Origin of the sequence: Burkholderia sp. MSMB1459WGS, from assembly GCF_001534535.1 — a bacterium.
Taxonomy (GTDB): Bacteria; Pseudomonadota; Gammaproteobacteria; order Burkholderiales; family Burkholderiaceae; genus Burkholderia.
This window is the reverse complement of the sequence record NZ_LPMU01000064.1, coordinates 1-13,318: the sequence shown is the minus strand read 5'-3', so window position 1 is coordinate 13,318 and position 13,318 is coordinate 1. Positions and strand designations below refer to the sequence as shown.

Genomic DNA, 13,318 nt, shown 5'->3' with positions numbered 1-13,318 from the left:
CCGCTCGACGTTATGCCGCCGAGACAGCTTCAACCGGGCGGGTGAGCCAAGCGACGAGAATAAGGGCGTGAAAAAGCCGCAGCTTCCTCAGGATCATCCGCAGGTCGTGACCAGCACCGCACAGCCCCGCGATCGAATCGCGTTGCGGACTGCGGATCAGGTTTGGCGTAGCCATCTTGAATGAATTCCACCAGTGCCGGTATCTGGTCGGCGGTCAGTGGCGGAAATTCGTTGCGGTGTTGAGTGTCGTCCGTGCGGCGACTATCCCTGCCATCCCACCGCACGCACAACGGCGGCAAACCGCTGAAGTTCGACGATCGACGCAAACCGTAGCGGCCATTCGACATCGGCACTTCGGTAGTCGACAATCGATGCCACACGCCTTGTCCGAATCACCAAGATCATGTCCACGCCTACGCTACGCCTCATCGACCGTCAGCTTTCGAGCGACATAGAACGATTGCAAACCGTGTTAGAGGGTGCCCCCGGTTATAGTCTGGCCGTCGAAGGAAAATTGCCCGGACCTGGCGCTGCGATTGAGGTGCTTGATGCGCTACCGCCAGATAAGGACTACGTGGACAAGTTCGTTTACGAAATCGCCCACGACGGCGAGGCGGTCGGATGTCTTGAGATGGTGAGAGGCTACCCGGAAACCGACATCGCGTTCATCGGTCTCTTGTTGTTCCGGGAAGAATCGCAGGGCCGCGGATTCGGTCCACAGGTTCTGCAACTAGCTGAAGCAATCTGCACGGATTGGCAATGCCGCGCATTGCGTATTGCCGTCATCGACACAAACCCGCGAGCGCTCCAATTCTGGAAGCGCGAGGGGTTCATCGAACTACTTCGCAAGCCGGCGATAGATTACTCTGGACTGGCGATCGTGATGGAACGCGAGTTGGTTACACGTGCTGCTTGACTCGAGCATCGAACGACCGCCCACGGCGCCGCAGAATGAGACCGCGATTGGCCGATTTCCGACAACCACTGCCGGCGACACCACCGCTCCAGCATCGAGCAGTGCCCGTTTCGATGCCAGCGGCCAAAACGCCTCGCTTGCCATCTCTACCCCAACCCCTGTACAATCACCCGTTCTGCGGGCGTCGTATAATGGCCATTACCTCAGCTTCCCAAGCTGATGACGTGGGTTCGATTCCCATCGCCCGCTCCACTTTCCGGCTGCACGGCAGCCTGCGCAAAAGCCGCCTCGTCGAAGGCGGCTTTTTTGTACCATGTGCCGGTTCCCGGCGCACTGCTGCGCGCAACGGGCCCCAAGCCCGCAACAACGCCATTCTCTGTACCGATGATGCACGACGATCCGAACGAAGCCGGCCTGCCGCCACGCGACGACGCCATTTCCGACGAAGCGCCCGAAGGCGCCGACGCAGTCAACCCGCTGCACCACCGCCGCATCCGCAGCTTCGTGACGCGCGCCGGCCGCGTGTCGACCGGCCAGCGCCGTGCGCTCGACGAATTCGGCCCGCGCTTCGTCGTCCCGTATGCGCCGGCACTGCCCGACTGGGACGCGATCTTCGGCCGCAGCGCGCCGCGCATCCTCGAGATCGGCTTCGGGATGGGCGCATCGACCGCAGAAATCGCCGCAAACCGCCCGGGCGACGATTTCCTCGGCGTCGAGGTGCACGAGCCGGGCGTCGGCGCGCTGCTGAAGCTGATCGGCGAGCAGGATCTGACGAACATCCGCATCATCCAGCACGACGCGGTCGAGGTGCTCGAGCACATGATCGCGCCGGAAAGCCTCGACGGCGTGCACATCTTCTTCCCCGATCCGTGGCACAAGGCGCGTCACCACAAGCGCCGGCTGATCCAGCCGCCGCTCGTCGCGCATCTCGCGTCGCGCCTGAAGCCCGGCGCGTACATTCACTGCGCGACCGACTGGCAGAACTACGCGGAACAGATGCTGGAAGTGCTCGGCGCGGAACCGACGCTCGAAAACACGGCCGCCGACTACGCGCCGCGCCCCGACTACCGCCCTGTGACGAAGTTCGAGCGGCGCGGGCTGCGGCTCGGCCACGGCGTGTGGGATCTGGTGTTCCGCAAGCGCGCAGGCTGAGCGCCCGGCCGGCGCACTACCCGGCGACCCCGCCAAATGAAACGGCCTGATCGGCAATTGCCGATCAGGCCGTTTTTCATGACGCCCGCGATGCGCGCCGGACCCGACCGGCGTGTCCGCCCGGCATCACGCCCAGTTCAGCCACCCGCTGTATCCCACCAGCAGCACGAACAGCCCAAACGCGATCCGGTACCACGCGAACACCGTGAAGTCGTGCGTCGCGACGTAGCGCAGCAGCCAGCGCACGCACACGAACGCGCTGACGAATGCCGAGACGAGCCCGAGCGCGAACAGCCCGAACGAATCGACGGTGAACGCCTGCCAGTCCTTGACAGTTTCGTAGAGCGTCGCGCCGAAGATGATCGGAATCGCGAGAAAAAACGAGAATTCGGTGGCCACGCGCCGGTCGAGACCGAACAGCATCCCGCCGATGATCGTCGAGCCCGAACGCGACATGCCGGGCACGAGCGCGAAGCACTGCGCGATGCCGACCTTGAGCGCGTCGAGCGGCGTCAGCGCATCGACCGACATCACGCGCGGCGGCTCGCTGCGTTCGCGCTGCCGCGCCTCGGCCCACAGGATGATCGCACCGCCGACGACGAGCGCGAACGCGACGGGCACCGGCGAGAACAGCACGGCCTTGATCTTCTTCTCGAACAGGAGGCCAAGCGCGATCGCGGGAATCGTCGCGATCACGACGTTGAGCGTGAAGCGCTGCGCGTCCGGCCGGCTCGGCAGCCCGGACACGACGGACACGATCCGTTGCCGGTATTCCCAGCAGACGGCGAGGATCGCGCCGAACTGGATCACGACGTCGAACGTCTTCGCGTGCGAATCGTTGAAATTCAGGAAGCTGCCCGCGACGATCAGGTGACCGGTGCTCGACACCGGCAGGAATTCCGTCAGCCCCTCGACGACGCCGAGGATCAATGCCTTGCAGATCAGGATCCAGTCCATCCGTGGCCCAACTCCGAAATGGTCGAAAGAAAAGGCCACTCTTGCGCGCGCGGCCCGCCCGGCCGTGCGCGCCCCGTCGTCACTTCTCGACGATCGCCACGCGTATGCCGTTTGTAAGGATCGTAATTGTACCGGGTTCGTAGTTCACCCCGGCAAATTGGAGTTGTTCCGGCTTGAACGTGTAGATCGGATAGTTGGTCAGCAGCTGCGTCGCGAGCAGGCCGGCGGCCGCGCCGACCTGCTGCGCGTACATCTGCGCGTCGCCGTCGAGCACGAGGCTGTCGACGGCCGGCGCCTTCAGCACGACCGAGCGGCTCGGCGCGTCGTACGCGAGCTGGCCCGACACGGTGAACTTGCCGCTGACGGGCTCGCGCAGGAACGGGCTCGCGAAATGGGCATCGAGCTGCACGGCGACGCGGTTCTGGTCGGGCAGCAGGTTGACGGCCGGGTTCGCGAGCGACACGTCGACCACCTGCGCGACCGTCTTCTGGTACGGAAACTTGCGCGCGACGGCCTTCTGCACGTCGCCGCGCGAGAACGTGTAGTGATCGGGAATGAACGGGAACGTCGATGCGCACGCGGCAAGCGATACGCACACACCGATGGCGCCGACAGCGGCAGCGAGAAAACGGCGCCGGCCGGGCGCGCGAGGGACGGTCATGCTGAACTCTCTCCTGGATGCGCCGGCCGCGTCGCGACCTCGAGGCGCGTGAGCCACGCGAGCGCGTCGTCGCGCGACGCGCCGCACATGTCGGCGGACGGCTGCAGCCCGGAACAGCACGCAGGACGCTCGGGCCGGCCGAAAATCATGCAGCGGAGGTCGTCGCCGAGCTGCGCGCAGCGCACGCCGGCCGGCTTGCCGTCGGGCATGCCCGGAATCGGGCTGGAAATCGACGGCGCGATGCAGCACGCGCCGCAGCCCTCGCGGCACGCGTGCGGCGGCGGGACTTCGGCGGGCGCCGGGCGAACAACAGGCATTTCGACGGACACTCGGCTCTCTCGACGAACAACGAAAAACGGTGCGGCAACCGGACGCGGCATCCGGCAGCCCCACCCCGCATTGTGCCATCGCCGGCTGCGACGTTATTACACAATGCAGCCCGATCGGGCGTTCATATACTCGAAAGCATCTAAAAAACGCGAGACCGTCATGCGTTCTGGTTCTGCCGACACGATGTTCCGTCCCGATTTACTCGCGAAATACGGCGCGAACGGGCCGCGCTACACGTCGTACCCGACCGCGCTGCAATTTCGCGACGATTTCGATCCGGCCGACTACGTACGCGCAGCCGGCGACCCCGGCGCATCGTCGAGCGACCTGTCGCTGTACTTCCACATCCCGTTCTGCAACACCGCGTGCTTCTACTGCGGCTGCAACAAGATCGCGACCAACAACCACCGCCGCGCGCGCCCGTATCTCGACCAGCTCAAGCGCGACATGGCGCTGCAGGCCGCGCTGTTCGATCCGTCCCGCCCCGTCACGCAACTGCACTGGGGCGGCGGCACGCCGACCTTCCTGTCCGACGACGAAACGGCCGAGCTGATGGCGGCCACGCGCGAGCATTTCGTGCTGGCGCCGGACGCCGACGCCGAGTTCTCGATCGAGATCGATCCGCGCACCGTCACGCCGGCGACGCTCGTCCACCTGCGCACGATCGGCTTCAACCGGCTGAGCCTCGGCGTGCAGGATTTCGATCCGATCGTGCAGCAGGCGATCAACCGCATCCAGCCGCGCGCGATGACCGCCGACCTGCTCGCCGCCGCACGGGCGACCGGCTTCCATTCGGTGAGCGTCGACCTGATCTACGGGCTGCCGCACCAGACGGTCGCCGGGTTCGCGCGCACGCTCGAGACGATGATCGAGCTGGCGCCCGACCGCCTGTCGGTGTTCGGCTACGCGCACATGCCGCACCTGTTCAAGATGCAGCGGCAGATCGACGATGCGGCGCTGCCGCCGCCGGAAACGCGCATCGCGCTGCTCGGCCTCGCGATCGACATGCTGACGTCGGCCGGCTACGTGTACATCGGGATGGACCACTTCGCGCGGCCGTCCGACGAACTCGTGCGCGCGCAGCGCAACAGCACGCTGCAGCGCAATTTCCAGGGCTACAGCACGCGCGCGGATACCGACCTGATCGGCTTCGGCGTGTCGTCGATCGGCAAGGTCGGCGACGTCTACGCGCAGAACGCGAAGGACCTGCCCGCATACGGCGCCGCGCTCGACGCGGGCCGGCTGCCGATCGCGCGCGGCGTAAGGCTCACACCGGACGACCGGCTACGCCGCGACGTGATCACGCAACTGATGTGCAACCTCGAACTGCCGTTCTCGCATGTCGAGGCCGCGCACGGCATCCGCTTCGCCGATCATTTCGCGCGCGAGCTCGACGCGTTGCGCCCGTTCGAGCGCGACGGCCTGCTGACGATCGCACGCGATCGGCTGACGATCCATCCGGCCGGCCGGATGGTCGTGCGCAACATCGCGATGGCGTTCGATGCGTACCTCGACCAGACGCCGCGGCAGCGCTACTCGCGCACGGTCTAGGGTGCGGTTCGCGCGGGTGCCTCGCGGGCGCCCGCCGCACACGGGCGGCCGGTTTGATAGAGTGTGAGGCTTACATCCGCTTCGCCAGCCCCCCAAGATGCGCACCACCAAAGCGACCCACGCGGTCGAACGCCTGAAGACCCGCTCCGGCAACCCGCAATTCGCGGCCGTCGCGATGGCGGGCGGCCTGTTCTATCTCGTCGACCGCTCGGGCGGCACCGCCGAGAAGTGCTGCGAGCCGCTGCCGCTCGACGCGTTCGTCAAGTTCGTCGACGAATTCGGCCCCAAAAAGCCGCGCAAGGCGAGCAAGCTCGACCTCGCCTTCGAGGCGCAGATCAAGAAGAGCAAAGGGTAAAGGTCTGTTGCAGGCCGCCTGAAGGCTTCGCTGCCGTGCCGTTTGGTACAATCACGAAGTTTCTCTATCCCCGCTGATGGCCGACCAGGCTGCGTGACCACACCATGAATATCGAAAACGCGCGTTTCAACATGATCGAACAGCAGATCCGTCCGTGGGACGTGCTGGATCTGGATGTCCTGGGCCTGCTGTCGATCGTCAAGCGTGAAAACTACGTGCCGGCCGAATACCGCGATCTCGCGTTCGCCGATCTCGAACTCCCGCTGCCCGGCGGCGCCAGCAAGATGCTGTTCCCGCGCGTCGAAGCACGCGTGCTGCAGGAACTGGCTGTCAAGAAGCACGAGAACGTGCTCCTGATCGGCGCGGGTTCGGGTTACCTGGCCGCGCTGTTCGCGCACCGCGCGCAGCATGTGACGGCCGTCGAGATCGATCCGACGATCGCGAAGTTCGCGGAAGACAACCTGCGCAACGACGGCGTGACCAACGCCGAAGTCGTGCTCGGCGACGGTTCGCGCGGCTGGGCCGCGAAGGCGCCGTACGACGTGATCTGCGTCGCGGGCGGCCTGCCGGTCGTGCCGCAGGAAATGCTCGAACAGCTCAAGATCGGCGGCCGCCTGTCGGCGTTCGTCGGCGGCCGTCCGGTGATGAAGGCGCAGATCATCACGCGGATCGACGACAAGCAGTACCGCGTCGCCGACGTGTTCGAAACGTACATCGATCACCTCGTCAACGCGATCGAGCCGTCGCGCTTCAAATTCTGAGCGGCGGAGCCTCCATGCAGATCCTGACGCCCGCGATGCTCGCGGAATGGCTCGGCGACACGGCGCGCCCCGCGCCGGTCGTGCTCGACGTGCGCGAGCCGTGGGAAATCGCGACCGCGCAGATCGCCGGCAGCGTGGCGATTCCGATGCAGCAGATTCCCGCGCGCAGCGAAGAGCTCGACGACGAAGCGGAAATCGTCTGCGTGTGCCATCACGGGATGCGCAGCGCACAGGTCGCGATGTTCCTCGAATCGCGCGGCTTCACGAAGCTGTACAACCTGCAAGGCGGGATCGACGCGTGGTCGCGCGACGTCGATCCGTCGGTGCCGCGCTACTGATCGATCCTCCCGGCGGCGCATCGTGCGCCGCCGCGCCGCCCGGCACCCTGCCGCCGGCCACACGAAATCGCCGAACGGGCGCGCACTGCGCGCCCGTTTCTCTTTTCCGCTCCTCCGTTTCCTGCGTGGCGACGCCGCAGCACCGCCGTGCACCATTTGCGCTCGCGCGTCTGCACCGCAACGGACCGTGCATGCTGCACGGCGCGTCATCCGCACCGTCCCGATGCTCGCCCGCACCCCTCGCAGGCACGCCGGGCGTGCATCCGCACGACTGGCACATGCCTTGCGTTACACGATGGCCGGCGCCGCCACGGCGCACGCACATCCAACACGACAAGGGGATCCCGATGAAACGTCGCAGTCTGTTGAAGTTCGGTTCGATGGCCGGCGCACTCGCGCTGGCGGGCAAGAGCCCGTTCGCGCACGCGGCCGATGCGGGCACCGGCCCGATCAAGGTCGGCATCCTGCATTCGCTGTCGGGCACGATGGCGATCTCGGAGACGTCGCTGAAGGACACCGCACTGATGACGATCGCCGACATCAACAAGAGCGGCGGCGTGATGGGCCGCAAGCTCGAACCGGTGGTGGTCGATCCCGCGTCGAACTGGCCGCTGTTCGCGGAGAAGGCGCGCCAGCTGCTCACGCAGGACAAGGTCGCGTGCGTGTTCGGCTGCTGGACGTCGGTGTCGCGCAAGTCCGTGCTGCCGGTGTTCGAGGAACTGAACGGGCTGCTCTACTACCCGGTGCAGTACGAAGGCGAGGAAATGTCGCGCAACGTGTTCTACACGGGCGCCGCGCCGAACCAGCAGGCCATTCCGGCCGTCGAGTACCTGATGAGCGCGGAAGGCGGCGGCGCGAAGCGCTTCTTCCTGCTCGGCACCGACTACGTGTATCCGCGCACGACCAACAAGATCCTGCGCGCGTTCCTGAAATCGAAGGGCGTGAAGGACGCCGACATTCAGGAGGTCTACACGCCGTTCGGCCACAGCGATTACCAGACCATCGTCGCGAACATCAAGACCTTCTCGCAAGGCGGCAAGACGACCGTGGTCTCGACGATCAACGGCGACTCGAACGTGCCGTTCTACAAGGAGCTGGGCAACCAGGGGATCAAGGCGACCGATGTGCCGGTCGTCGCGTTCTCGGTCGGCGAGGAAGAGCTGCGCGGGATCGACACGAAGCCGCTCGTCGGCCACCTCGCCGCGTGGAACTACTTCATGTCGGTGAAGAACCCGACCAACACGAAGTTCAAGGACCAGTTCGCCGCGTGGGTGAAGGCGAACAACCTGCCGGGCGGCGCGAAACGCGTGACCAACGATCCGATGGAAGCCACCTACGTCGGCATCCATATGTGGAAGCAGGCCGTCGAGAAAGCGAAGAGCACCGATGTCGACAAGGTGCGCGTCGCGATGATCGGCCAGACGGTGGCCGCGCCGTCGGGCTTCACGCTCGCGATGGACGGCAACCATCACCTGCACAAGCCGGTGATGATCGGCGAGATCCGCGGCGACGGGCAGTTCAACGTCGTGTGGAAGACGAAGACGGCCGTGCGCGCGCAGCCGTGGAGCCCGTTCATCGCGGGCAACCAGGGCAAGCCGGACGTCGTCAGCTCGATTCCGGCGTTCCTGCGCCGGCAACGCGCGGCGCTGGCCTGATGCGGTGCGGCACGTCGTGCTTCGTGTGCGGCGTGCCGCCCGCACGCCCGCTGCCGATGCGCCGGCACGCGCTTGCCGTGACGAACCGCCCGCGCCGGCGCCGCGCCGCCGCACCACTGCGCTTCCCCACGCCCGACAGGACTTCCCGATGCCTACACGCTTTCGCCGAGCCGCCCGCGCGATCGCGGCATGCGCCGCCCTCGCGGGCATGCTGCCGCACGCCGCGTTCGCGCTGACGGCGGCCGATACCGCCGCGCTCGCCGGCGACGACTTCGACGCGAAGACGGCCGCGATCGAACGGCTCGCCGTCGACACCGATCCGCGCGCCGTTGCGGTGCTCAATGCGTTGTCGAGCGGCGATGCACTCGCGACCGGCGACGGCCGCCTGCTGATCCAGGCAGGCGACACCGCGCACGACGCGCTCACGCAGGCCGCGACGCCGGCCGGCGACGCGCAGCCGGTGATGCTGAACAACCTGCTGCGCACGAAGATCGCCGGCGCGCTGTCGGGCCTCGCGCTCGCGTCGCCCGACGTCGCCGCGCGCCGCGACGCGATCGACGCGCTGCTGAAATCGCCCGACCCGGCGCTCAAGCCGATGATCGACCGCGCCCGTGCAAAGGAAACCGATCCGGCATTGAAACGTCGGCTCGACGCGCTGTGGGCGATCGCCGCGCTGCACGACGCCGATCCGGCCAGGCGCCTCGAAGCCGTGCAGGTGGTGGCCGCGCGCAGCGATCTCGACATGATCGAACAACTGCGCCCGCTGGTCGCGAAGAACGCCGACGGCAGCTACGCGGAACCCGATGCGCAGGTCCGCGCCGCCGCGCAACAGGGACTCGACGCGCTCGACGCGCTGCAGCGCCGCGGCGAAATCGCCGGCACGCTGTTCGCCGGCCTGTCGCTCGGCAGCGTGCTGCTGCTCGCCGCGCTCGGTCTCGCGATCACGTACGGGCTGATCGGCGTGATCAACATGGCGCACGGCGAATTCCTGATGATCGGTGCGTACGCAACCTATGTCGTGCAGACGCTGATCCAGCGCTACGCGCCCGGCGCATTCGACTGGTATCCGCTCGTCGCCGTGCCCGTGTCGTTCGCGGCGGCCGCGCTCGTCGGCATCGTGCTCGAGCGGCTCGTGCTGCGGCACCTGTACGGCCGCCCGCTCGAAACGCTGCTCGCGACCTTCGGCGTGAGCCTGATCCTGATCCAGGCGACGCGCATGCTGTTCGGTGCGCAGAACGTGCAGGTCGTGAACCCGTCGTGGATGAGCGGCGGCGTGACGGTGATGCAGAACCTGATCCTGCCGTACAACCGGCTCGCGATCCTCGCGTTCGCGCTCGCGGTGGTGTTCGTAGCGTGGGCCGTGCTGACGAAGACGCGGCTCGGCCTGTTCGTGCGCGCGGTCACGCAGAACCGCCGGATGGCCGCCTGCGTCGGCGTGAAGACCGCACGCGTCGACGCGTATGCGTTCGCATTCGGCGCGGGCATCGCGGGCCTCGGCGGTTGCGCGCTGTCGCAGATCGGCAACGTGGGCCCCGATCTCGGCCAGAACTACATCATCGATTCGTTCATGGCCGTCGTGCTCGGCGGCGTGGGGCAGATCGCCGGCACCGTGCTCGGCGGCTTCGGGCTCGGCCTCGCGAGCAAGGCGATCGAGCCGTTCTGGGGCGCCGTGCTCGCGAAGATCGCGGTGCTCGTGATGATCGTGCTGTTCATCCAGAAACGCCCGCAGGGCATGTTCGCGCCGAAGGGCCGCAGCGCGGAGGCTTGACGTGACTTCATTCACCGATTCGATACCGAACCCGGTCGCCGGTACGTCCCAGTCCGCCGCCGCCGCGCGCGCGGCGGACGGCTTCGCGCTCGGCCTGCCGCCCCGCCCTGCGCTGCTGTCGCGCCGCGCATGGCTCGCGCTCGTCGCGCTGTGCGTGGCGATCGGCATCGGCGTGCCGCTCGCCGCGCTCGTCGTGCCGGAAGCCAGCGCGCTCCATCTGTCCGCGTACACGATGACGCTCGCCGGCAAGCTGATGTGCTACGCGATCGCCGCGCTCGCGCTCGATCTCGTGTGGGGCTACTGCGGGATCCTGAGCCTCGGCCACGGGTTGTTCTTCGCGCTCGGCGGCTATGCGATCGGCATGTACCTGATGCGCGAGATCGGCCGCGACGGCAAGTACGGCAGCGACCTGCCCGACTTCATGGTGTTTCTCGACTGGCACCAGTTGCCGTGGTACTGGAGCGGCACGCAGCATCTCGCATGGGCGCTCGCGCTCGTCGTGCTCGTGCCGGCCGTGCTCGCGTGGGTGTTCGGCTTCTTCACGTTCCGCTCGCGCGTGAAAGGCGTGTACCTGTCGATCATCACGCAGGCGCTGACGTTCGCCGCGATGCTGCTGTTCTATCGCAACGAGACGGGCTTCGGCGGCAACAACGGCTTCACGGATTTCAAGCGCATCGCCGGCTTCGCGATCACGTCGCCGGGCACGCGCACGGTGCTGTTGCTGCTGACGTTCGCGACGCTCGTGCTCGCGTTCATCGCCGCGCGCGCGATCGTCACGAGCAAGCTCGGGCGCGTGGTGACCGCGGTGCGCGACGGCGAGACGCGGCTGATGTTCCTCGGCTACAGCCCGCTCGCGTACAAGCTGTTCGTGTGGACCGTGTCGGCCGTGCTGTGCGGCATCGCCGGCGCGCTGTACGTGCCGCAGGTCGGCATCATCAATCCCGGCGAGATGTCGCCGGGCAACTCGATCGAAATGGCGATCTGGGTCGCGGTGGGCGGGCGCGGCACGCTGATCGGGCCGATCGTCGGCGCGTTCGCGGTGAACGGCGCGAAGAGTTTCTTCACCGCGTACTTCGCCGAATACTGGCTGTTCTTCCTCGGCCTGATCTTCGTGCTCGTGCCGCTGTTGCTGCCGCGCGGAATCATGGGCCTCGTCGAAACCGTGCTCGCAAAGGGGAAACGCGCATGAACGGAACGGCGCTCTACCAGTTCACGCCGCCGCCCGAGGACGAGCTGCTCGCCGTCAGCGGCAGCGCGTCGATGGGGCGCGTCGTGCCGCCCGGCATCGACACGTCGCACGGCACGATCCTGTATCTCGAGGATATCGAGGTGAGCTTCGACGGTTTTCGCGCGCTGAAGAAGCTGTCGCTCGCGATCGACGCGGGCGAGCTGCGCTGCGTGATCGGCCCGAACGGCGCGGGCAAGACGACGATGATGGACGTGATCACCGGCAAGACGCGGCCCGATGCGGGCAAGGTGTTTCTCGGCCAGACGATCGACCTCGCACGGATGAACGAGCCCGAGATCGCGCGTGCGGGCATCGGCCGCAAGTTTCAGAAGCCGACGGTGTTCGAACAGCACCCGGTGTGGGAAAACCTCGAACTCGCGATGCAGACCGACAAGGGCTGGCTCGCGTCGCTGCGCGCGCGGCTCGACCGCACCGCGCAGGCGAAGATCGAGGAGACGCTCGCGCTGATCGGACTCGAAAGCCACGCGTATCGCGCCGCCGGCGAGCTGTCGCACGGGCAGAAGCAACGGCTCGAAATCGGCATGCTGCTGATGCAGCGCCCCGCGCTGCTGCTGCTCGACGAGCCGGCGGCCGGGATGACCGACCACGAGACGATGGAGCTCGCCGAGCTGCTGAACACGCTGCGCGGCACCTGCTCGATGATGGTCGTCGAGCACGACATGGAATTCGTCGCGGCGCTCGCGGGCGACACGGGGCGCGTGACGGTGATGGCCGAAGGCGCGGTGCTCGCGCACGGCACGCTCGACCAGGTCAAGCGCGACGACGCGGTGATCGAGTCTTACCTCGGACGATGATGCGATGCTGAAAATCGAAGCGCTGAACCAGTACTACGGCGGCAGCCATATCCTGCGCAACGTGAACCTCGCCGCCGACGACGGCAAGCTCACCGTGCTGCTCGGCCGCAACGGCGTCGGCAAGAGCACGCTGCTGCGCTGCCTGATGGGCGTGGTCGCCGCGAAGAGCGGCAGCGTGTCGTGGCGCGGCACCGCGCTCGGCGCACTGCCGCCGTATGCGCGCGTCGCAGCCGGGCTCGCGTACGTGCCGCAGGGCCGCGACATCTTTCCGCGGCTCACCGTCGAGGAGAACCTGCTCGTCGGCGCGGCGAGCCGCAAGGCGCCCTCGAAGGTGCCCGATCGCATCTACGACCTGTTCCCGGTGCTGAAGGACATGCGCGCGCGGCGCGGCGGCGACCTGTCGGGCGGCCAGCAGCAACAACTCGCGATCGGCCGCGCGCTGATGAGCGAGCCGCAGTTGCTGATCCTCGACGAGCCGACCGAGGGCATCCAGCCGTCGATCATCCAGGACATCGGTCGCACGCTGCGCCAGCTCGTCGACGAATCGAAGATGACCGTGCTGCTCGTCGAACAGTATTACGATTTCGCGCGATCGATCGCCGATCGCTACTGGGTGATGAGCCGCGGCGAGATCGTCGCGGGGGGCGATGCGCGCGATATGGAGACGAACGGCGTGCGGGAGCTGATCGCGGTGTAGCGGGCAACGCGGTAGGGGCCGCGCGATGGCGGTGAGTGGCGTTTGGCGTTTGGCGTTTGGCGTTTGGCGTTTGGCGTTTGGCGTTTGGCGTTTGGCGTTTGGCGTTTGGCGTTCGGCGTTTGGCGGTTGGCGTT

At 66.9% G+C, this 13,318-nt stretch carries 15 protein-coding genes and 1 tRNA gene; 12 read left to right on the top strand and 4 right to left on the bottom strand.

The features are described from left to right. Positions 1-10 precede the first annotated feature (10 nt). Positions 11-175 carry a hypothetical protein gene (locus WT97_RS34320; RefSeq protein ID WP_156440323.1) on the bottom strand — a complete coding sequence of 55 codons (165 nt, stop codon included), beginning with the start codon at positions 173-175 and terminating at the stop codon, positions 11-13. Positions 176-403: 228 nt separating this feature from the next. Here WT97_RS34320 and WT97_RS24810 point away from each other — a divergent pair, with 228 nt between their 5' ends. From WT97_RS24810 to trmB, 3 genes are all read left to right on the top strand, one after another. Continuing rightward, entirely contained in the window at positions 404-916 is a 513-nt protein-coding gene (locus WT97_RS24810) for a GNAT family N-acetyltransferase (protein ID WP_059499877.1), read from the top strand. A gap of 177 nt (positions 917-1,093) precedes the next feature. Then, positions 1,094-1,168, top strand: a tRNA-Gly gene (locus WT97_RS24805). A gap of 132 nt (positions 1,169-1,300) precedes the next feature. Next, entirely contained in the window at positions 1,301-2,068 is a 768-nt protein-coding gene (gene trmB / locus WT97_RS24800; protein WP_059791627.1) for a tRNA (guanosine(46)-N7)-methyltransferase TrmB, read from the top strand. Positions 2,069-2,194: 126 nt separating this feature from the next. Here trmB and WT97_RS24795 read toward each other — a convergent pair whose 3' ends face one another. The 3 genes from WT97_RS24795 to WT97_RS24785 form a co-directional block, all read right to left on the bottom strand. Further along, the gene (locus tag WT97_RS24795) at positions 2,195-3,025 is read right to left on the bottom strand and encodes an undecaprenyl-diphosphate phosphatase (RefSeq protein ID WP_059791629.1); all 831 of its coding nucleotides are present in this window, start codon (positions 3,023-3,025) and stop codon (positions 2,195-2,197) included. 79 nt (positions 3,026-3,104) lie between these two features. Beyond that, complete coding sequence (locus WT97_RS24790; RefSeq protein WP_059791631.1) at positions 3,105-3,686, bottom strand: DUF1439 domain-containing protein; 582 nt, start codon at positions 3,684-3,686, stop codon at positions 3,105-3,107. Further along, positions 3,683-4,003 (bottom strand): YkgJ family cysteine cluster protein, encoded by a 321-nt coding sequence (locus WT97_RS24785; RefSeq protein ID WP_059791950.1) that lies wholly within the window; start codon positions 4,001-4,003, stop codon positions 3,683-3,685. Before WT97_RS24785 ends, WT97_RS24790 begins: the two co-directional genes overlap by 4 nt. 172 nt (positions 4,004-4,175) lie before the next feature. Here WT97_RS24785 and hemN point away from each other — a divergent pair, with 172 nt between their 5' ends. The 9 genes from hemN to urtE all read left to right on the top strand — a co-directional run bounded on the left by hemN (position 4,176) and on the right by urtE (position 13,184). Then, positions 4,176-5,567 carry an oxygen-independent coproporphyrinogen III oxidase gene (hemN, locus tag WT97_RS24780; RefSeq protein WP_059791633.1) on the top strand — a complete coding sequence of 464 codons (1,392 nt, stop codon included), beginning with the start codon at positions 4,176-4,178 and terminating at the stop codon, positions 5,565-5,567. A gap of 97 nt (positions 5,568-5,664) precedes the next feature. Further along, positions 5,665-5,922: a hypothetical protein gene (locus WT97_RS24775; protein WP_059499872.1), complete on the top strand. Its 258-nt coding sequence runs from the start codon at positions 5,665-5,667 to the stop codon at positions 5,920-5,922. Between the two features lie 104 nt (positions 5,923-6,026). Next, positions 6,027-6,683 carry a protein-L-isoaspartate O-methyltransferase gene (locus WT97_RS24770; protein ID WP_059499871.1) on the top strand — a complete coding sequence of 219 codons (657 nt, stop codon included), beginning with the start codon at positions 6,027-6,029 and terminating at the stop codon, positions 6,681-6,683. Positions 6,684-6,697: 14 nt separating this feature from the next. Further along, positions 6,698-7,021 carry a rhodanese-like domain-containing protein gene (locus WT97_RS24765; protein ID WP_006476692.1) on the top strand — a complete coding sequence of 108 codons (324 nt, stop codon included), beginning with the start codon at positions 6,698-6,700 and terminating at the stop codon, positions 7,019-7,021. 347 nt (positions 7,022-7,368) lie between these two features. Next, the gene (gene urtA / locus WT97_RS24760) at positions 7,369-8,676 is read left to right on the top strand and encodes an urea ABC transporter substrate-binding protein (protein ID WP_034206613.1); all 1,308 of its coding nucleotides are present in this window, start codon (positions 7,369-7,371) and stop codon (positions 8,674-8,676) included. A gap of 148 nt (positions 8,677-8,824) precedes the next feature. Then, positions 8,825-10,444 carry an urea ABC transporter permease subunit UrtB gene (gene urtB, locus WT97_RS24755; protein WP_059791635.1) on the top strand — a complete coding sequence of 540 codons (1,620 nt, stop codon included), beginning with the start codon at positions 8,825-8,827 and terminating at the stop codon, positions 10,442-10,444. A 1-nt stretch (position 10,445) separates the two neighbouring features. Then, a complete protein-coding gene (urtC, locus tag WT97_RS24750) occupies positions 10,446-11,633 on the top strand; it encodes an urea ABC transporter permease subunit UrtC (RefSeq protein ID WP_059791637.1) in 1,188 nt (395 codons plus the stop codon). Beyond that, positions 11,630-12,487: an urea ABC transporter ATP-binding protein UrtD gene (gene urtD, locus WT97_RS24745; protein ID WP_034206610.1), complete on the top strand. Its 858-nt coding sequence runs from the start codon at positions 11,630-11,632 to the stop codon at positions 12,485-12,487. Before urtC ends, urtD begins: the two co-directional genes overlap by 4 nt. A 4-nt stretch (positions 12,488-12,491) precedes the next feature. Next, positions 12,492-13,184: an urea ABC transporter ATP-binding subunit UrtE gene (urtE, locus tag WT97_RS24740; protein WP_034206609.1), complete on the top strand. Its 693-nt coding sequence runs from the start codon at positions 12,492-12,494 to the stop codon at positions 13,182-13,184. Positions 13,185-13,318: the final 134 nt, after the last annotated feature.